This window comes from Methanimicrococcus hongohii (assembly GCF_032594095.1).
Taxonomy (GTDB): domain Archaea; phylum Halobacteriota; class Methanosarcinia; order Methanosarcinales; family Methanosarcinaceae; genus Methanimicrococcus; species Methanimicrococcus hongohii.
The window spans coordinates 1,345,338-1,366,101 of the sequence record NZ_CP131059.1 but is presented as its reverse complement, the minus strand read 5'-3'; the positions used below and the strand labels follow the sequence as shown (position 1 = coordinate 1,366,101).

12 protein-coding genes are annotated in these 20,764 nt (G+C 44.3%); 9 read left to right on the top strand and 3 right to left on the bottom strand.

The genetic code is table 11. The features are described 5' to 3' along the window. Positions 1-250: 250 nt before the first annotated feature. Both iorA and MmiHf6_RS06210 read left to right on the top strand, forming a co-directional pair. Complete coding sequence (iorA, locus tag MmiHf6_RS06215; protein ID WP_316556935.1) at positions 251-2,086, top strand: indolepyruvate ferredoxin oxidoreductase subunit alpha; 1,836 nt, start codon at positions 251-253, stop codon at positions 2,084-2,086. Beyond that, positions 2,083-2,715: an indolepyruvate oxidoreductase subunit beta gene (locus tag MmiHf6_RS06210; protein ID WP_316556934.1), complete on the top strand. Its 633-nt coding sequence runs from the start codon at positions 2,083-2,085 to the stop codon at positions 2,713-2,715. Before iorA ends, MmiHf6_RS06210 begins: the two co-directional genes overlap by 4 nt. Before the next feature lie 58 nt (positions 2,716-2,773). Here the strand turns inward: MmiHf6_RS06210 and MmiHf6_RS06205 are convergent, their stop codons facing one another. Further along, positions 2,774-3,013, bottom strand: a complete 240-nt coding sequence (locus MmiHf6_RS06205) for a hypothetical protein (RefSeq protein ID WP_316556933.1) — start codon at positions 3,011-3,013, stop codon at positions 2,774-2,776. Positions 3,014-3,096: 83 nt separating this feature from the next. Between MmiHf6_RS06205 and MmiHf6_RS06200 the strand changes: the two genes are divergently transcribed. Together MmiHf6_RS06200 and MmiHf6_RS06195 are read left to right on the top strand one after the other, a co-directional pair. Next, entirely contained in the window at positions 3,097-4,821 is a 1,725-nt protein-coding gene (locus tag MmiHf6_RS06200; RefSeq protein WP_316556932.1) for a sensor histidine kinase, read from the top strand. Further along, positions 4,811-5,587 (top strand): helix-turn-helix transcriptional regulator, encoded by a 777-nt coding sequence (locus MmiHf6_RS06195; protein ID WP_316556931.1) that lies wholly within the window; start codon positions 4,811-4,813, stop codon positions 5,585-5,587. Before MmiHf6_RS06200 ends, MmiHf6_RS06195 begins: the two co-directional genes overlap by 11 nt. Positions 5,588-5,785: 198 nt before the next feature. On the opposite strand, the gene MmiHf6_RS06190 is transcribed toward MmiHf6_RS06195, so the two are convergent. Next, a complete protein-coding gene (locus tag MmiHf6_RS06190; protein WP_316556930.1) occupies positions 5,786-6,094 on the bottom strand; it encodes a hypothetical protein in 309 nt (102 codons plus the stop codon). Between the two features lie 813 nt (positions 6,095-6,907). Between MmiHf6_RS06190 and MmiHf6_RS06185 the strand changes: the two genes are divergently transcribed. Continuing rightward, entirely contained in the window at positions 6,908-8,827 is a 1,920-nt protein-coding gene (locus tag MmiHf6_RS06185; protein WP_316556929.1) for a uroporphyrinogen decarboxylase family protein, read from the top strand. Positions 8,828-9,401: 574 nt separating this feature from the next. On the opposite strand, the gene MmiHf6_RS06180 is transcribed toward MmiHf6_RS06185, so the two are convergent. Then, entirely contained in the window at positions 9,402-9,743 is a 342-nt protein-coding gene (locus MmiHf6_RS06180; RefSeq protein ID WP_316556928.1) for a hypothetical protein, read from the bottom strand. A 360-nt stretch (positions 9,744-10,103) separates the two neighbouring features. Between MmiHf6_RS06180 and MmiHf6_RS06175 the strand changes: the two genes are divergently transcribed. The 4 genes from MmiHf6_RS06175 to MmiHf6_RS06160 all read left to right on the top strand — a co-directional run bounded on the left by MmiHf6_RS06175 (position 10,104) and on the right by MmiHf6_RS06160 (position 20,307). After that, positions 10,104-12,020, top strand: coding sequence for a uroporphyrinogen decarboxylase family protein (locus MmiHf6_RS06175; protein ID WP_316556927.1), 1,917 nt, complete (start codon positions 10,104-10,106; stop codon positions 12,018-12,020). Positions 12,021-12,688: 668 nt separating this feature from the next. Continuing rightward, a complete protein-coding gene (locus MmiHf6_RS06170; RefSeq protein ID WP_316556926.1) occupies positions 12,689-14,689 on the top strand; it encodes a hydantoinase/oxoprolinase family protein in 2,001 nt (666 codons plus the stop codon). A 247-nt stretch (positions 14,690-14,936) separates the two neighbouring features. Further along, positions 14,937-16,553: a TCP-1/cpn60 chaperonin family protein gene (locus tag MmiHf6_RS06165; RefSeq protein ID WP_316556925.1), complete on the top strand. Its 1,617-nt coding sequence runs from the start codon at positions 14,937-14,939 to the stop codon at positions 16,551-16,553. 217 nt (positions 16,554-16,770) lie between these two features. Further along, positions 16,771-20,307, top strand: coding sequence for an InlB B-repeat-containing protein (locus MmiHf6_RS06160; protein WP_316556924.1), 3,537 nt, complete (start codon positions 16,771-16,773; stop codon positions 20,305-20,307). The last annotated feature ends 457 nt before the right edge of the window (positions 20,308-20,764 follow it).

Below are 20,764 nucleotides of genomic sequence, written 5' to 3'. Positions count from 1 at the left end.
CTGCCTTTACTTCATACCGTTTTTATTTTTAATCTTTTATTTTTCATTTATCTTTCACTTTTGTTTTTATTTCCGTTTTATTTTTCATTTCATTTTATTTTTCATTTTATTTTTCATTTTATTTTTCTATTTATCATTCATTCAAAAAAATGTTCGGATTTATCAAAACCTTTTTTAATCATTCTTTTTAATGATGAATATCATTTTTGATAATTATTAATCCTTCAAAAAACAAAATTCGGAGTTTTCTATGACTAAAGAATATATGCTCGGCAATGCCGCAATCGCCCGCGGTGTCAGAGAGGCCGGCGTCGGGTTGGTTTCAGGTTACCCGGGAACGCCGTCTTCTGAAATCGTTGACATCTTGCGCGCTCAAAATGACCGCGATTTCTATATCGAATGGTCGGTTAATGAAAAGGTGGCCGTAGAAGTCGCGATCGGCGCCGCATTTGCAGGCACGCGCGCACTCGTTACAATGAAACATGTCGGCTTAAACGTCGCGGCCGACCCGCTGATGACTGTCTGTTTCGCCGGAACCAAAGGCGGTTTAATCATTTTGGCAGCCGACGACCCGTCTTTCCATTCATCTCAAAATGAACAGGACACGCGCCGCTACGCGCAGTTCGCTCAAATTCCCTGCTTTGATCCCGCGACACTTCAGGACGCAAAAGATATGGTGGCTTTCGCATTTGATTTTTCCGAGAAATTTGAAACGCCGGTCATTTTCCGCCCGACAACACGCATCAGCCACGGCAAATCCGGCATTGAGCTCGGTGAAATCAAAACCAATTCAAATGTCGTTGATTTCGTCAAAGACCCGAGCCGAATGGTCATGATGCCCAACTTTGCGCGCCCGCGCCATATCGCGTCACTGGAACGCCAAAAACCAATGGCAGAAGCACTCGAAGAGTCCCCCTGGAACGTTTTGGAACGCTGCGAAGACTCAAAAATCGGTGTCATCTCATCCGGCATTGCTTCCGTTTACGCAAAAGAAGCGCTTCACGCGCTCGGCATCAACGCATCATTTTTAAAAATTACCGCTTATCCCGCGCCGGATAATTTTATTCTTGAAATGCTCAACCACTGCGACAAAGTTCTTGTCGTTGAAGAATTGGAACCCATCGTCGAAGACCGCGTCCGCATTTTGGCGCAGCAGCACCAAATCAAAACCGAAATTATCGGCAAAAATCCGGTTCCCCGCGTGAACGAGCTCAGCTTCGAAGTCTGCCGCGACGTCATGGCATCCGTTTTCAAAGAATACGCCGACCCGTCCGCTCCCGCATTTGCTGCCGCCGGAAACGTTCCCGCGCTGCCTGCCGCAGTGACAGAAATCGTTCTGCCGCCGAGACCGCCCGCGCTTTGCGTCGGCTGCTCTCACCGCTCCGCTTTCCAAGTGATTAAAGAAGTGTTCGGCAAAAACGCTATTTTCCCAAGCGACATCGGTTGCTACACACTCGGCATCCACAGCGGCGCCGTTGACACGACGATTTGTATGGGCGCAAGCATCAGCATGGCATCCGGCATCGCTCATTCCGGCGAAAAGAAAGCGGTCTGCTGTACCATCGGCGACTCGACTTTCCTCCATACAGGCGTAAATTCGCTGATGAACGCCGTTTACAACAACGCGAAAATGACGGTCGCCATTTTGGACAACCGCATCACCGCAATGACTGGCCACCAGCCGAATCCGAATACGGGCAAAACCGCCGTCGGCATCGAATCGCTTCCTGTTTCGCTTGAAGCCGTTTGCGCGGCTGCCGGCACTCAATTTATTAGAACGGTGGACGCTTACGATTATGAAGGTTTGAAAACAGCTTTCCGTGATGCGAAAAACTTTGAAGGCGTTTCTGTCGTCATTGTTCAGCAGGCTTGCGCGATCGTTGCCAAGAAAGCGGGCATTAAAATGGATCCGTTTGCAGTCGTTTCCGACAAATGCAAAGGATGCCGCAAATGCGTGAACTTCGGCTGCCCCGCAATCGAATTTGATAAGGGTCCCGCTCTCGCGTTTATCAATTCTCAATGTATCGGATGCGGCGTTTGCGCTCAAATATGTCCGTTTGATGCGATTGTCGAGGTGAAAAAATGAGTTCAGATGAAAACAAATGTTTCGGCAGCGTTCCGAATTCCGGCAAAACCGATGTCAAATACGATGTCGTCATCTGCGGCGTCGGCGGTCAAGGCGCTATTCTGGCGTCCGACATTCTCGGAAGGGCAGCTGTTGCCGAAGATCGCGCCGTCCAAGCCGCAGAAACGCACGGCATGGCGCAGCGCGGCGGATCTGTTGAAAACCACGTCCGCATCGGCAGCGCTTACGGCTCGCTCATCCCGAAAAGAGGTGCAGATCTGATGATTGCGCTTGAGCCGGCTGAAGCCGTTCGCTACGCCCATTTAATGAAAGACGGCGGCATCATTCTCGTTGACACCGAACCCGTTTATCCGTTTACGGTGACGACCGGAAAAGCCGAATATCCCGACATCGACCAAATGCTTTCCGCGCTTTCCGAATCTTTCGTCGTGAAAACGGTTCAGGCAACAAGTCTTGCAACGGAAGCCGGCAACCGCCAGGCGGCAAATGTTGTCATGGTCGGCGCCGCGTCGCATTATATTCCGCTTCAGGAGCAGACATTCATCGACTGCATCAAAGTTTTGGTTCCGCCGAAGTTTTTGGATGTGAATTTAAAAGCTTTTGATTTGGGCAAGAAAAGCGTTCAGTGACGGATGCTTTTTCTTTTCATTTTCTTTTTTTGTTTATTGTAAACTTGCCGCTCCATTTTCATGAATTTTTGAAATTTGTTGCGGTTCGCGCGCGGGCGCAAGCCCGTAAAAAATCGCGCAGCGATTTTTCAGTAAACACCTCCCTCCCGGCGGAAACAAACACCTCCCTCCCGGCGGAAACAAACACCTCCCTCCAAGCGGAAACAAACACCTCCCTCCAAGCGGAAACAAACACCTCCCTCCCGCTGCAAACAAACACCTTCTCCTCTGCCTGAAATGTTGTGGGCGAAGTGAACAATTCTTAAACAAAACTTTTTAACCTTTTACAGACCTTAACCTAATCGGCGTTATTAATATGGGATTTGAAGTAGGTGTGCTGAAATGAAGTGGTCGGATACGCGTAAAGAATTGGAATTTATTGTCAATATGAGCCCTGTCGTCGTTTTTAAATTCGGCGCCGACGCGGGTCTTCCCGTCAAATATGTTTCAAATAATATTATTCAATTCGGATATCCGCCGGAAGAATTCAGCGATTACAATTATGATTTTGAAAACATCGTTTATCGCGACGATTTGGAAAAACTCAGAGTTCAATTTGAGGAATATTCGGCAAAAACGGATACTTACGGATTCACTTTAAATTACAGACTTTATACAAAATTCGGCTCCATTCGCTGGGTCGAACAAAGAACTTTCATTATCCGTGACGATGACGGAAATGTTTTGCATTATCAGGGTCTTCTTTTTGACATTACCGACCGCAAAAAAGCCGAAGAAGAAACCGCTTTGAATTTGGCGCGCCAGGAAGTTCTGCTTAAACTCAAGCGCATGGGCGGCTATTCTTTCCAGGAAATCATCGACTACGCCCGTGAAGAAGCCGTTCGCCTGACAAAAAGCAAAATCGGGTACATCGCTTTTCCGACACCCGATGAAGCCACTCTTATCATGCATTCGTGGTCCAAAAGTTCCGTCCGCGAATGTTCTATTGACGAACAAAACCGTCCGCACGTTTATCCCGTTCACCGAACCGGACTTTGGGGAGAAGCCATCCGTAAACGGAAACCTATGATTTTAAATAATTATCAATCTCCTTCGTCACTCAAAAAAGGTTTTCCGAAAGGACACGTTACGCTTTCCAGCTACATGCACGTTCCGATTTTTGACGGCGGGCGAATCGTTATTGTGATCGGTGTCGGCAACAAGGAAGATGAATACGATTCCAATGACATTTTTAATCTGATGATTTTAATGCAGGGATTGTGGGAAGTGATTCAGAAGAAAAGACTTGAAGAGTCATTGAAAGAAAGATCCGGCGAGCTGGCGGCCCATTACGAAAAATTGCGTTCGATGTCAATGGTTTCTCAGGAATTTCTCAAAGATGTTCAAAATGAAACGGAAAATCAATCTCCCGATCGTTATTTGAGAACAATGGAAGATGAAGTCTTTTTGATGGCTTACGAAAGACAGCAGGCGGCAATTGAAGAAGGTTTGCTGCTGGCCAACCGCATTAAGCATTTGGTCGACTCTATGGTTTACATCAGCATGGCCGGCGACAACATTCGTTATGAAAAATTCACTCAAATCGATTTCGGAAGTCTGATCGAACAGGCTTTTTTGAATACGATTCTGCTTTTGCGCAACAAAGATGTGACGCTTGACCGCTGCATGCCGGAAGAATTCCCGAGTGTTCTCGGCGATTACGAAAGTTTGGAAGTCGTTTTTACGACTCTTATTGAAAACGCCTGCCTGAACTCTTTTACAGGCGGCAAAATCCGTCTCAAAGGCGAGGTCAAAGACGGATTTTTAGAAATCCGGTTCTTCGATTCCGGTCCGGATTTGGATGAAGAATCGCTGCCGTATCTTTTCCAAAGCATTATGTTTGTCGGCTCGGGTCATTTCCATGCCAACCGTTTGGAAGGCGCGGAATCCGGTTTATATGTTGCGAAAATTATTACTCATAAACACGGCGGCGACATTTGGGGTGAGAAAAACCCTGACGGCGGCTCTGTTTTTGTCGTCAAATTGCCGATTTTAAACAAACCCGGAGCTAAACAGGAAGCTCCGGAAAATGATCAAAAAACGGAGGTGAAGTCTGATGACAACTGAATTGATCGGTACGCTTTTCTTATCGGAAAAACGTAAGAATTTGATGATTTCTTTGCTGAGCGGACCGATGTCGATTGAAGAAATTAAAGATGAACTGAATGTGACGACAAGCGCGATTATGACTCAAATTAAGATTTTGATGGACCAGGGCTTGGTTGTTTACGAAGGAAACGTTTATTCTTTAACGGTGATGGGAATGGTCATTTCTCAAAAAATGATTCCGCTTTTGGAAACGCTGGATGTTTATTCGACGAATCAGAAATATTGGACGGACCACAAACCGGCTTTTCCGGCTGCTCTTTTATCGCGCCTCGGCGAGCTTCGAAATTGTGTTTTGGTCGAGCCTGAACTCAGTCGGCTTTATGAACTGCCGCTCAAGTTCGAAGAAAATTTGCTGAAATCCAAGCACGTCCGCGATGTTTCTTCTTTCTTCAGCCCGGTTTACCATTCCACTTACATGGAATTAGTGCGAAAAGGCGTTGAAATTGATATTATTCTGCCGCCGATTGCAATCGAAAGATTCAGAACGGATTACGGCGCTCTTCTTGACGAATATTTGTCTTACAAAAACGCGCGCATTTACGTTTATGAAAAACCGATCGAAATTGCGTCAGCGGTCGTCACCGATCATTTCTTTTCGGTTTCATTGTTCAACAATGATAATATTTATCACAACCATTCGCTGATGAGTTTTGAAAATTCTTCGGTTTTGTGGGGAGAAGATTTGTTCAAATATTATTTAGATAAGTCCGAGAAAATCGAATGAATTTTCGGGCTTATTAGGACGCTCAATTCCTTGATTGTCTTTGATTGTCCTGATTTATGTTCTTTTCTTAAAAACGAAAGGGTGGATTTTGATTCTGTTTTTTAAAAGTAATGGGATATTTTTCGATTTTGTTTTTTAAAAGTAATGAGTCGTTTTTTATTTTTGTTTTTTGTTTTTTAAAAACAATGGGGCGTTTTTTCATTTGTTTTTTAAAATTTGTGCGGCTTGCGCGGGCGGTGCGGCGGCAGCAGTACGCGAAAACCTGTCGACAGCGCGGAAACAGAAACCTGATGGTAGCAGCAGCAAACAGAAACCTGTAGGTAACAGCAGCAAACGGAAACCTGTAGGTAGCAGCGGCAAACAGAAACCTGTAGGTAGCAGCGGCACGTTCGCGAATGCGAACGGATTTATTAAAAAAGAGCAGATGCAAGCAGAGCGCAAACCTGACTTGGCAGCAGTATTAAAATACAGTTGCTGACTGGCAGGCTCGGCCGGAAGCGGCAGCATTAAAAGACAGTTGCAGGAACGACACTTTGCAGGAGCCGGACAGTAACTCAGAAAAATCGGTTTTAGTATTTTTGTTTTGTATGGAAAGAATCCGCCAAGTCTCGTCTCCTCGCTACGCTCGGAAACTCAACTTGCGGGGACGGTTTTTGTAGTTTCATTCATTTTTGTTTTTATTGAAACATCGTCTTTCATCAATATTTTCAAAAACGGAACGCCTTCTTTTATCCAAATCTAAAACATTAATTTAGGGTTTTATCGGGCGTTCAGGTTCAACGTTTTTGAAAATTGGATGTTTAGGTTTATCTTGAAAAATCAAAATAAAATTGGAGGATGAGTTTGAAAAACAAAAACAAAAAAATTGATGAGCGAATTTGAAAACCAAAAATAAAAATGTTGGTCGAGTTTGAAAAACTAAAATAAAAACGACACTTGATGTTGAAATCAAATCAAAAATGATGCAATTCGCGCGCGCCGCCGCCGGCAAGTAACAGCCGTAAAATACTTCTCTCATCATTTTATTTGTCTCATTGAATACTTTTTTTCAAATAATTATAACGCCTTTGTAATTATTAATGATAATTTTCTCGTCAAATGTTTTGATTAGATTTTTCGTAAAATTCTGGTTACAGCAATTGATTTTATCATCCGATTTAAGTTATATAATTTTTATTCCTTTACATTTTCTGAACACGATTATTTAAACAAACGTGTTGGTACGAACCGAAATCTCGGGGCTTCAAATGTGTAAATGTGTTGCAGGTCCCCGAGAGTATTTTTGTTTTTACACAGTTTTTACAATATGGTGAACAGATTATGACAAAAGATGAAATTTTAAAGGCACTCGCCGATGCTGTTATTGCGGGAGACGATGACGAAGCAGTAGAATATGCTGAAAAAGCACTTGCAGCAGGAATTGATCCGCAGGAAGCAATCATTGACGGTCTGGCAAAAGGAATGTCGGTTATGGGCGACAAATACGAACGCGGAGAAGTTTTCGTTCCGCATTTGATGATCGCTTCATCTGCACTTTATGAAGGAATGGACGTTTTAACACCCCACATTAAATTGACTAACGACGCAAGCCGCCCGATTACAGGCGTTATCGGAACAATCGAAGGCGACGTTCACGACATCGGCAAAAACCTTGTCAGAACAATGATGTCCGCAGCCGGATTCACAATGATCGACCTCGGCAACGACGTTCCGTTTGAAAAATTCTTGACAGCCGCCAAAGAAAACAAAGCCGACATCCTTTCCGTCAGCGCTTTGATGACAACAACCATGACCGGCATGGACAAAATTTCGGAAATGCTTCTTGAAAACGGTTACCGCGACTCCCTCGTCTTTATGGTCGGCGGCGCGCCGGTTTCCCCCGAATACGCCAAAACAATCGGCGCTGACGGAACAGCCAAAGACGCAGCAACCGCCGTCTCTTTCGCCAAAGAAGCCGCAACCAAGCTTCCGCCCGCAGAAGAACGCTGGAGCGATGCAAAATTGAACGTGACGAAGACAAAATACAAAGACGCGATTCTTAAAAGAAAAGCAGCCAGCGGTGCTGCCGAAAACATCACATTGGAATCCGCCAAGAAAGTCATGGAAGAATTTGAAAAAATCGGCACCAAAGCCGCTTCCAAAATGTCTCACACAGACCGTATTTTCGGCGCGCTCGGCGACAAGAAAATTGACAGACTTCCGGTCTATCCGCTTGCCTGCGGTGTTGCAAGAAAATTCGTTCCCTGCACATACAAAGAATACGCAACCGTTCCGGAACACTTCGCAGCAACAGCGGCAGCAGCCGTCAAATATTTGGACGTTGACACATTCGTCGGTTTAACTGACCTTTCCATCACGGCAGCCGATGTCGGAGCAGGCGTTACGATGCCCGAAGAAGACACCCCTTCGGCAACAGGACACCTTCACGAATACGAAGACATCGAAATTCCCGAAGTCAAGAAAGGAACACGTATCTACAACCATATTCAGGCTTCCAAAATGGCTGTTGAAAAATTGCACAAGGACGAACTCAACGCGCCGTTCGTTGCTTTCCACGAAGGTCCTTTGCTTACTTTAACACAGGCAATGGGCGCTGACCGCGTTCTTCACGACATGAAAACAAATCCTGAAGACGTTCACAAAGCTCTTGAAAGAATCACCGGATTCGTCAACGAAATCTCCACAGCGTTCTTCGATGAAGGCGCAGCAGACGCAATTTGTGTGGACAACCTTTGGTCCAACAACGTGATTATGAGCGCTGATCAGTACTGGGAATTTGACGGCAAATACGTTTACGACAGCCACCTTCCGGTCTTTAAGAAATACAACGCGCCGTACGTTATTCACAACTGCGCTGACGCCGTTCACTTCGATATCCAGATCCGCAAGTTCGGAACCGCTATGTACAGCTACGCTTACTATGAGAAGAACAAGGACAAAGGCTCCAAGAACTACGCTGACCTGATTCCGGAATACTCTGACATCTGCTGTATGATGGGAGAAGTTGACCCGATTCAGTTCATGAACAACGATGAGGCAACATTCCAAAACATCCGCAATGACACATCCGCATTGATGGACGGTGTTTTGCAAACACTCAAAGACAGCGGCAGACAGTCTAATTATGTGCTGTCCACAGGTTGTGAAGTGCCGCCGGAAGGCTCACTCCTCGCCGTTAAAGCAATGGTCGACACCGCCAAAGAAATCGGTGAAGACAGATACGCAAAGATTATCGGCTGAGCCGTTAATCGCCGCAGCGGGCTGACGAAACAGTACAATTAATGCATCAATTTGCAGTTGAATTCGTTTGTAATATAATTACAATCAATTTACAAAATTATTGCAATTAATTGTCAGCCTGAGCGGTTATTCATCGGTCGTTTTGATGATGTTTCATTGCCGTCATCAAACGTCCGATATTTCACAATTATCGACTGCTTCAGTCGGTATCATCAAAAACGGAAAGGGATTAAACCTCTTTTTTCAACGGTTTTTCCGGGAAAAACATGTCAGGCAGTACCACACAACACACACAACACACAACTGCTTGGCCTGCGTTATTCATCCTGCGCTTTGCTCCGGCTTTCCCCCAAGCCGGATTTTTCCGGAAAACCTCCACATCTGTTTTATTCCTTTCAACCTCCGTTTATGACTGAAAAGGATATTGCTTCCTTTTCAGCATTATTCGATCTTTTTTTCAATTTTTTTGTTTAAAATTCGGGAATATTTTTTGATTCGTTTTGTTTGAAAATATGTGGCAGCATTTTTGATTCTTTTGTTTTAAAAACAAGGGTCTCTGTTTTGATTCGTTTTGTTAAAATTGGTGCGTTTCGCGGGCGCGGCGCTGCCGGCGGCGGAAATAAAAATCGCTACGCGATTTTTTCATAAACACCTCCCTCCAAGCGGAAACAAACACCTCCCTCCAAGCGGAAACAAACACCTCCCTCCAAGCGGAAACAAACACCTCCCTCCAAGCGGAAACAAACACCTCCCTCCAAGCGGAAACAAACACCTCCCTCCAAGCGGAAACAAACACCTCCCTCCAAGCGGAAACAAACACCTCCCTCCAGCCGGAAACAAACACCTCCCTCCAGCCGGAAACAAACACCTCCCTCCAAGCGGAAACAAACACCTCCCTCCCGTCGGAAACAAACACACTCCGCTACGAATCTTTCAATTTTATGTTTTTTACTTTCAATTCTGCCGCTTTTCTTTTCTTCGACTCTCCTTGATTTTTTGAACCGAAATTACAAAGGCTTTATTTTTATCAACACGGTTAATCAAATTAATCCTTCTATTTTTATTAATCTCTTTGATTATATTTGTTCTAAACTTTTTATTACGAGGTTTGATTTTTCGACGGGATTTATGTTATATGTTCACAAGCCGTTTATTATAATGTACACGGTATGACGTGTAAAACGAACTGATGGTTTGGGGGATTTCTTTTAGGTCTCCTTTTTTTAACCCCTCTTGAGACCATGTGTGTAATAATAGAATGTATGGTGATTCGATTATGTCAAAAGAAGATATTTTAAAAGCATTAGCGGATGCTGTCATTGCCGGCGACGACGATGAAGCAGTTGAATATGCCCAAAAAGCGCTTTCAGAGGGAATTGATCCTCAAGAAGCCATTGTTGACGGTCTTGCAAAAGGCATGTCAATTATGGGAGACAAATACGAGCGCGGCGAAGTTTTCGTTCCGCACTTGATGATTGCCTCTTCTGCCCTTTACGAGGGAATGGATGTTTTAACACCCCATATCAAAACAGATGCTGCCAGCCGCCCGATTACAGGCGTTATCGGAACAATCGAAGGCGATGTTCACGATATCGGCAAAAATCTTGTTAAAACAATGATGGCCGCCGCCGGATTTACAATGATCGACCTCGGAAACGACGTCCCTCTTGAGAAATTCGTTTCAACGGCAAAAGAAAACAAAGCCGACCTCTTATCGGTCAGCGCTTTGATGACCACAACCATGACCGGCATGGACAAAATTTCAGAAATGCTTCTTGAAAACGGTTACCGTGACTCTCTCGTCTTCATGGTCGGCGGCGCTCCGGTTTCCCCGCAGTACGCGCAAACAGTCGGCGCTGACGGGACCGCAAAAGACGCAGCAGGCGCAGTCACATTCGCCAAAGAAGCAACATCCAAACTCGGCCCGGCAGAAGACCGCTGGAGCGATGCAAAATTAAGCGTTACAAAAACCAAATACAAGGATGCAGTCCTTAAAAAGAAAGCCGCTGCAACCTCGTCCGGCAACATGACGCTTGAAACCGCAAAGAAAGTCATAGACGAATACAACAAAGTCGGAACAAAAGGCGCTTCCAAAATGTCTCACAAAGAGCGTGTTTTCGGTGCCCTCGGCGACAAGAAAGTGGACAGACTTCCGGTTTACCCGCTCGCTTGCGGCATTTCCAGAAAATTCGTTCCCTGTACCTATAAAGACTATGCAACGATTCCCGAGAAATTTGCAGCATCCGTTGAAGGCGCTGTCAAATACTTGGACGTTGACACATTCGTCGGTTTAACAGACCTTTCCATTACATCAACCGATATCGGTGCCGGTGTCACAATACCTGAAGAAGACACACCTTCCGCAACAGGTCACTTGAAAGACTACGAAGACATCGAAATCCCTGAAGTCAAGAAAGGAACCCGTATCTACAACCACATCCAAGCCGCAAAACTCGCAACAGAGAGACTTCACAAAGAAGAACTCGACGCACCGTTTGTCGGCTTCCACGAAGGTCCCTTGCTGACATTAACGCAAGCAATGGGCGCAGACCGTGTCCTTCACGACATGAACACAAACCCGGCCGATGTTCACAAAGCATTGGATAAAATCACGGACTTCGTCAGCGAAATCTCTACCGTCTTCTTCGAAGAAGGTGCAGCAGACGCGATTTGTGTTGACAACCTGTGGTCCAACAATGTGATTATGAGCGCCGACCAGTACTGGGAATTCGACGGCAAATACGTGTATGACAGACACATTCCTGTCTTTAAGAAATTCAATGCGCCGTACGTCATTCACAACTGTGCCGATGCTGTTCACTTCGACATCCAGATCCGCAAGTTCGGAACGTCTCTTTACAGCTACGCTTACTACGAGAAGAACAGAGACAAGGGTTCCAAGAACTATGCTGACTTGATTCCGGCATACACCGACATCTGCTGTATGATGGGAGAAGTCGACCCGATTCAGTTCATGAACAATGATGAGGCGACCTATCAAAACATCCGCAATGACACGTCCAAATTGATGGAAGGTGCCTTGCAGTCACTTAAAGACAGCGGCAGACAGTCCAAGTATGTCTTGTCTACCGGTTGTGAAGTGCCGCCGGAAGGCTCACTGCTCTCTGTTAAAGCAATGGTCGACACGGCCAAAGAAATCGGCGAAGACAGATATGCAAAGATCATCGGCTGAGCCGATCGGTATCTCCGTTATCGGTTAAAACGATAACCACAATCAAATTGTCGGCCGACCTCATCTGGCCGGCAATAATCTTTATCGGCTGACCTCAATGCCGGTATAATCAAAAACAAAAATCATTAAAGAGGAATTAAACCACTCTCCAAAACGCCGGACACACCGGAAAACATCTGTAAAATACAACAAACCAAAAGCCGTCCGATGAGGATTTTTATCATCCTGTGAATCTGCATCCCCGCGGTCATTTATCGGGCGGCTTTTATTTGGTTTGCAGCTTTCAGATTCATTTTTAATTCCTTTGAACCCTCCGTTTCAGGCCGAAATGTATCGTCTGCAGGTCTTTTCGGCCATTATCACCATTATCCGATCTATTATCGGATTTGTTTGAATTCGTTATTGAATGTTTGAATTTATTATTGGATTTGTTGAGATTTATTATGATTTGTTGATTGGATTTATTATTGAATTTGTTTGAATTCGTTATCGAATGTTTGAATTTATTATTGGATTTGTTGAGATTATTATGATTTGTTGATTGGATTTATTATTGAATTTGTTTGAATTCGCTATCGTATTTGTTATTGTATCAATTATTTATTGTTATTTATACTCAGAAATTATTAAAAATAAAATTTGAAAAAACACCACTTTGAGGGGAAAACATGAAACTCGGATTAGGCATTGACACGGGCGGAACGTATACAGATGCGGTTTTGATGGATCTTGAAACCGGCTCGATTATTGAAAAAAGCAAGTCGCTGACGACGCATTCCAACTTGGTGACCGGAATTACCAAGTCAATTGAAGGCTTATCCGAATCTCATTTCAAAGATGTTAAATTTACATCCGTTTCAACAACGCTTGCAACGAACACGACGCTTGAAGGAAAAGGCTATCCGTGCGGACTCATTTTAATCGGTTATTCCATTTCAGGCGATTTGCCGGTCTCGGACGTTCTTGAAATCCGCGGCGGACACGATGCCGACGGTAATGAATTGGATGACCCGATGAAAGATTTGAAAGAACTTCGGGAATTTATTCGTGAGACAAAAGGCAGTGTCGCGTCTTATGCCGTTTCGTCTTTTTTCAGTGTCAGAAATCCCGAACATGAACTTTTGATCAAAGAAAAAATTGCGGAACTGACGGACCAGCCGGTTGTCTGCGGCCACGAACTTTCCCGGGCGCTCGGCGTTTACGAGCGAACGCTGACGGCTGTTTTGAACGCTCAGCTGATCCCTGTTACAAATCAGTTTGTCCGCTCTGTTTTATCTGTGATGGAAGACAAAAATATTGATTCGAATTTAATGATTATGAAATGCGACGGCTCTTTGGTGAACATCGAAGAAGCGCTTTTGCGGCCGGTCGAATCCATTTTTTCGGGTCCCGCTTCCAGTTTGGTCGGCGCGTCACATTTGACGGGCGACAAAACGTGCGTGACAATTGATGTCGGCGGAACCAGTACGGATATTTCCATGATCGTTGACGGCATCCCGAATATCAGCGACACGGGTGCGACTGTCGGCGGCTGGAAAACGATGGTTCGCGCGATTCAAATGACCACTTCGGCGCTCGGCGGCGACAGTCACGTTTGGGTGTGTCAGGGAATGAACATCGGTCCGCGCCGCGTCATTCCGATCTCGCTTGCTGCGGTTGAGTTCCCCGAATTGGTTGAAAAGATGAAATCGATGGAAATCCCTTCCGAGCGCGTTTTGGACTCGGTCGTTCAGGGAACGGCGTTCTTTTCAAAGTTGCCCTACTCTTCAAGATTATCGGACATTTCGCTGTCAAACTACGAGCAGGCGGTGCTTGACGCAATCAGCGACGTAGATGAAACACCGTCAACCATTTATGATATTGCCAATAAGCTTGGCGATCATCCGCTCATGTTTACAAAAATCCTGGATTCTTTGGTGCTGAAGAGATGTGTCTCTCAAATCGGTTTTACGCCGACAGACGCTTTGCATGTTCTCGGCAAATATTCAAATTGGAATTCAGAAGCTGCCGAGCTTGGCGCAAAAATTCTTGCAGATTATCTGACTCTTTCCCCCGAAGAGTTTTGCAGGCGCGTACAGTTGTCCGTTTCCGAAAAAATGGCAGCGGATCTCATCTCTTTCTTCGCGCCTTACTTAAAGCCGGAGGATGTGAATCGTTTGGTTTTGAATTCCCCGTTCACCAAATTTAAAATCACAACTCCGGTCATTCTTATCGGCGCGCCTGTTCGCGCTTATTATGAAGATTTCTGCAATCTTTTGGACGCCGAAGTCGTTTTGCCCGATTTTTATGATGTCGGAAACGCTGTCGGCGCGCTTGTCGGCGATGTCATTTTCAGAACAAATGTTTTGATCCGCCCGAAATCTATCGGCAGTCTGGCTTATGTTGCTTTTGACGATACCGGCCGCTATGAATATGAAACAAGCGAAGAAGCTGTTTCGAAAAGTGAAGAGAAAATCCGTGAATTGATTCAGACGCATATGACCAAATACGGTTTGCCGGATTCTTCCGTTAAAATCGATATCAAACGCGAAGATATTCAGGCCGGATTTTCAACGGAGAATCCGCTTGAAATCAAATTGTTCGGAATCGGTGTCGGAACGCCGCGCAAAACGGATACGGATTCGCCGAAACGACCAAGTTCGGAAACGGCTGAGTCCGTTCATTTATAATTCATAAATTTTTAGAATTGAAATTGAAAATTTTAATTTAATTTTTGAGTTTGAATTTGAATTTAAATTTTTGAGTTTGAATTTGAATTTTAAGTTTGAATTTTAAAGTTTGAATTTGGAATCTAAATTTGAAATTTGATTTTTTCAATTTCTCAAAAACGGGATTGTTGTATGTATTGTTGTATGTATTGTTGTATTTAATCAGAAAACAGATCGAAAACAGATGTGTATTTGGAGGTTTTAAATTATGTCTGCATCAATGTTACGCCCGACATCGGGGCGCAATCAAATGCCTGAAATACCGGATGAACTTGTCCGCCAAATTCGTGAGCGTGTTGCCGTTGACGGCCCGGTTGAAGATGATCAGCTGCTGTTTCATATTGAAACGATGGTTACAGACATTCGCGAGATGCTGGCTTCGTCTTTTGGTCCCTGCGGCATGAACAAGCTCGTTTACGGTCCGGCCGGCGATGTTTATATGACAAGTGACGGCAAAACCATCATTAAAGAAATCGATATTCTTCACCCTGTTGCCGTTTCTTTGAAACGCTTGGGACAGTCCATGGACAAATCCTGCGGCGACGGCACGAAAACGGCGCTTCTTTTGGCATGCAGTTTGCTTAAAAATGCGCTTCCGCTGCTTCGAAAAAATGTTCATCCGGCAGTGATTGCACACGGCTATGAATTGGCGATGGGAAAAGCTTATGAAATGCTTGAATACGTCGCAGAAGAGGCTGACGATGAAATGATTCTTTCGGCCGTCAAGTCGTCCGCGTTCGGCAAGGGCATTTTGGAAGATCAGGCAGAACGATTGGCAGAAGCGATGCTTCAGACGGTCAAAGAATTGGATTTCAGAACAGGCGGCTCTTATTTGGATTTGGAAAAGAATGTTAAGGTTTTGAAAAAGGTCGGCTCTCCTGACGTGCTTTCTTTTCAGGGTCTTATTTTGGATGAGACACCCGCGCGCGATGATATGCCGAAATATCTTCAAAATCCGGCGGTTCTGCTTTTAAGAAACGAAGTCAAGCCCGACAGCGGTTATATTAATCCGCAGCATTTTGTTCGTATTGATAAACCTGAAACCGCGTTTGAATTCAAAGACGCGCGCAAGGCGGCAGCTTATGAATTTGCCGAAAAAATCATTGAAAGCGGCGCGAATTTGATTTTTTGTGAAGGCGAAGTGGATTTCCATATTGAAGAGGCTTTGGCGAGAAAGAAGATCCTTGTTTACAAGCGTTTGAAAATCAAAGATATGGATTATATCGCGACGGCAACGGGTGCTGAATTCATGACGATTCAGGATTCTTCTGAAGATATGAACCGCGGGCTCGGTTACGCGGATGAGATCAAAGTTGTTAAAAAGCGTTATGAGACGTTTGCTTTTATGAAAATCGATTATCAGCCTGTGACAACCGTTTTGATTCATGAACCGATGAAATACGGTCTCGGCAAAATTGAAGAAGCGGCGGACGACGCGCTGAACAATGCGGCTTTGCTGATTAAGAATCCGTCGGTTGTGACCGGCGCGGGCGGAACGGAATATTTCCTTGCTCGCTCGCTTCGCATTTACGCGAATACGCTTGCCGGCAAAGAGCAGCTGGCGGTTCGCGCGTTTGCCGACGCGACAGAAGAGCTTGCCAAGACGCTTGCCAAAAACATCGGCATGGACGTGACGGATGCGATGATTGATTTGTCTGCGCAGCAGGAAGACGGCATTGACGCGCGTTTGGATGTCAGCCGCCATGTCATCGGCAATTCGCCGGCGGTTTATGACTGCGCAACTGTTAAAAAATACGCGCTGGTTGCGGCCACTGAAACCGCGATGAATATTTTAAGAGTGGATGAGATTTTGCTGAAAAAGTAAAATCTTTTTCATTTTTGAAGTGTTTTGCACTTGGAAATCATTTTATAAATCCATTTATATTGTTTTATCTGCATTTTATTCGTTTAGTCTATATTTTGTCTATTTTATTTATATTTTCATAATTTCATTCAGATATTCTTTCATTCTCCAAATATTTTAACACAATGTTTATATCTGACGGGAACTTTTTTTGTTAATATAATAAAGAGGTTGAATTATGAATTATAAAACGGCTTATCTCGTTCTTGGGGCACTATTTATTATTTTATTATTGAGTGGAACGGCTGCTGCTTTAACAGGTAGCGGAACGGCTACTAATCCGTATATTGTTTATAACGAAACTGATTTAATTGCCGTATCTGCAAATAGTTATGCAGATAAACATATCAAATTAAATAACAGTATTACTGTTCTCAATTCTTCTTTGACTCCTATCGGAAGAACTGCGGATGGTAAATTTGAAGGCACTTTCAATGGTAATGGTCAGACAATCACTCTCGCTTCTTCGACAGGAACTCTTACTTTTGGTGCCAAAAACGGCAGTTCCGGCTTGTTCTCAAAAGTGAATTATAACAGTGCAAACGGCGCTAATATTTACAATTTAAATGTTGTTGTTAACTGTAATATCATTTCCACTTCGAATAATTTTGGTGTTATTGTCGGCTCCGGTCTAAGCAGTGGTGATAAGAGCAATGTTCTTATGCGAGCTTGCACTGTTACGGTTAATCCAGGTAAAACCATTACAGCAAATGGTGAAAATACGGGCGGTATTATCGGGAACTTAGACGTCGGTACTCTTTCAACTTGTACGTTTAGCGGGGAGGGTAAATTATCCTCTACCGGGAACAACACTGGTGGTGTTGCAGGCTATATTAATCTTGGTCAGCTGTATTCATGTAGTGTGAGCGGAAATGTTAACGGTTCCAATTATGTTGGCGGTCTGGTCGGCTATTTCAAAGATGGTGGCTTAACCAGTGCATGTACTGTATCAGGAACTGTTAACGGAACCGGCGATTATGTCGGCGGTGCGATTGGATATATGGCTGCCGGTTCGACTGCTGCCGGTACTACTGTTTCTTCTGCGGTTTCCGGTAAAAACCATGTTGGCGGCTTTGTCGGTTATAACAGTGCGACAGGTATTACAGGAGTAACGGTTACTTCATCAACTTCTGTTACAGGAACGGGTAATAATGTCGGCGGTTTCGTTGGTTCTAAAAACGGCAGAATTGTTAACTCTGTGGTTACCGGAGTTACGGTTTCAGGTGTAAATTATGTCGGCGGTTTTGCAGGCTCTTCAAATTCTTCAGCTACTGTCAATTGTTCTTATACAGGCGGGACTGTCACCGGAGCCAGTTATGTTGGCGGTTTAATCGGAAAATTGTCAGGTGCTTATTTAAATGACAGTATGTCTTCAGGTACTGTCACCGGAACGGGTGATTATGTTGGCGGTTTAATAGGCGATGGTGCTCCTTTTTTAGACTCTGTTTCCTTCGGAATTGATAATGTTTCTTCCTCGGCAAATGTCAATGGCGGCAACTATGTAGGCGGTCTGGTTGGCAATTATTCAGGAAAGATGGCGAATAACAGTCATTATAAAGGAGGAACCGTCACAGGAACCGGTGATTACGTCGGCGGTCTTTTTGGCTATAAAAGTATCCGAGTTGAAAATTCATCTGCAATCGGTACTGTTTCCGGCAGGAATTATGTCGGCGGTTTCGCAGGATATTCAACAGATTCCGCCACTGGGCGAAGTTTCTCTTCCGGTAATGTGAATGGTGTCAATTATGTCGGCGGCTTTGTTGGTATGTATCGCGGAGCTAATGTTAATAATTCTTATTCTACGAGTAATGTAAATGCAACAGGAACAGGAAACAGCGGGATTGCCGGCGGATTTATCGGCAGTACTTATGATATCGGTAGTGAATCTGCAGGCATTTATGATTGTTATGCTACCGGAAACGTTACAGGAAATTATGCAGGAGGTTTTGTCGGGCAAAGTGCAACTTCTAATGATTATTCCTACATCAAGAATTCATTGGCATTGAATGCATATGTCAACGGCACAACTTCTTCAGATGTTTTCGGTAATCTTCGTATTGAAAGTATTGTGAATTCATCCAATAATTTCGCTTGGAACGGTATTCAAAACAAAAATGCAACAGGAACTGTTACAAATCTTGGAAATGTTACTCTTATAAAATCCTATAATGTTTGGGACACATATGCGAATACAACCGACAGTAAATGGCCTTCCAATTTTACAAGTTCAGTCTGGAAAAATAATTCATATGACGGCACATCTTATAAATATCGCCTTCCGATATTGTCCTGGCAGACCACTGCTCCCGGCGATGACGCTTCACATTTGCTTTATTTAACGGATATTAAAGTCAACAGAACGTCTAATGCAACCACTTCTTCCGGGTCTGATTTTAAAATTGTTTTAGATGATACGGAAATCAAATTTGCGAATCTCTATTACCCATGGTATTGGAATATGTCGCTTAATTTCAGCAACAGTGACAATTCTTATACTCTTGCTTCAGGGGACCGGTTCGCTGTTATTAATAAAACGAATTCTTCGCCCTATAATGCCACGAAAACCATTAACGGTAATTATGTTTGGGCGGTTTCTCAAATTAATGCTACTGATTCTCGTACTTGGGAGATTGCGGCCAATACGCCTTACATTTATACAGTCACTTTCAATATTACAGACGGCACTTACAATTCAAGCAATGTTCTCGCTGTCAATAATTCTTCGGGAGCTTCTGCCGTTACATATCCGGCTGAACAAGGGTCGGGCTCGAATTCAAAAGAAACATATGTTTATGTTTCAAGTAACGGGGTCATGACCGATCCGGATTCAAATCTTTCTGATTATTCTAAAACATCGATTTACGCAGATCGCCCTTATACTTATTCTATCGTCGAAGGGTGGTATAATGGAAACGATAAATGGGTGTTTGGTGACGGCGGAACTGTGGTGAGCGGGGATGTTGTGTTGAACGCGAAGTGGCAATATTATTTTGTTTATCACAGAAATACAGATTCAAGTGATACTGAAATATTTGTCGAAGGTCCCTATAATGAGAGTGAAACCGTTGATTTGGATGGAATCAACAATTCCAATTTTACTTGGGGTAATTCAAAGGCAGATTACAGTTTTGTCGGCTGGACCGCTGAACAAAATCCTTCAACTCCTGTTTATCTTGATAATGTTATCGTCAGTAAATCCGGTATAGATGTTTATGCTCAATGGATACAAAACCTGACCGTTACTTATAATGCAAATGCAGGGTCGGATTCTGTTACAGGTATGCCTGATCCGAATCCCGTGACGGATATTGCGTATAACAGCACACTTACGGCTCCTTCAAATCCGGAAAGGACAGGGTATACTTTTGAAGGATGGTTTACGAAAGACGGGTCCGGCGGGGACTGGGGTTTGGAATGGCAGTTTGATGGAGATGTGAGTCCGGATAAGGTTGTTGAAGATGTTGATCTTTATGCGAAGTGGACCGTTAACAATTATACCGTTACTTGGACGAATTATGACGATACCGTTCTTGAAACGGATACCGATGTTCCTTACGGCACAACGCCGACTTATGACGGTACTGACCCCGTCAGAGTTGCCGACGCACAGTATACGTACACGTTTACCGGTTGGGATCCTGCGATTTCCCAAAGCCGTTTTCAGTTCGGTTACCGGCGACATTACTTACAAAGCCGTTTTCAGTTCCGTTGTTAACAATTATACCGTTACTTGGACGAATTATGACGATACCGTTCTTGAAACGGATACCGATGTTCCTTACGGCACAACGCCGACTTATGACGGTACTGACCCCGTCAGAGTTGCCGACGCACAGTATACGTACACGTTTACCGGTTGGGATCCTGCGATTTCCTCGGTTACCGGCGACATTACTTACAAAGCCGTTTTCAGTTCCGTTGTTAACAATTATACCGTTACTTGGACGAATTATGACGATACCGTTCTTGAAACGGATACCGATGTTCCTTACGGCACAACGCCGACTTATGACGGTACTGACCCCGTCAGAGTTGCCGACGCACAGTATACGTACACGTTTACCGGTTGGGATCCTGCGATTTCCTCGGTTACCGGCGACATTACTTACAAAGCCGTTTTCAGTTCCGTTGTTAACAATTATACCGTTACTTGGACGAATTATGACGATACC

Excerpts from the sequence above, each read along its gene's own strand:
- iorA (WP_316556935.1), top strand. The coding sequence starts at position 251 with ATGACTAAAGAATATATGCTCGGCAATGCCGCAATCGCCCGCGGTGTC.
- MmiHf6_RS06210 (WP_316556934.1), top strand. The coding sequence starts at position 2,083 with ATGAGTTCAGATGAAAACAAATGTTTCGGCAGCGTTCCGAATTCCGGC.
- MmiHf6_RS06200 (WP_316556932.1), top strand. The coding sequence starts at position 3,097 with ATGAAGTGGTCGGATACGCGTAAAGAATTGGAATTTATTGTCAATATG.
- MmiHf6_RS06195 (WP_316556931.1), top strand. The coding sequence starts at position 4,811 with ATGACAACTGAATTGATCGGTACGCTTTTCTTATCGGAAAAACGTAAG.
- MmiHf6_RS06190 (WP_316556930.1), bottom strand. The coding sequence starts at position 6,094 with ATGCTGCCGCTTCCGGCCGAGCCTGCCAGTCAGCAACTGTATTTTAAT.
- MmiHf6_RS06185 (WP_316556929.1), top strand. The coding sequence starts at position 6,908 with ATGACAAAAGATGAAATTTTAAAGGCACTCGCCGATGCTGTTATTGCG.
- MmiHf6_RS06175 (WP_316556927.1), top strand. The coding sequence starts at position 10,104 with ATGTCAAAAGAAGATATTTTAAAAGCATTAGCGGATGCTGTCATTGCC.
- MmiHf6_RS06170 (WP_316556926.1), top strand. The coding sequence starts at position 12,689 with ATGAAACTCGGATTAGGCATTGACACGGGCGGAACGTATACAGATGCG.
- MmiHf6_RS06165 (WP_316556925.1), top strand. The coding sequence starts at position 14,937 with ATGTCTGCATCAATGTTACGCCCGACATCGGGGCGCAATCAAATGCCT.
- MmiHf6_RS06160 (WP_316556924.1), top strand. The coding sequence starts at position 16,771 with ATGAATTATAAAACGGCTTATCTCGTTCTTGGGGCACTATTTATTATT.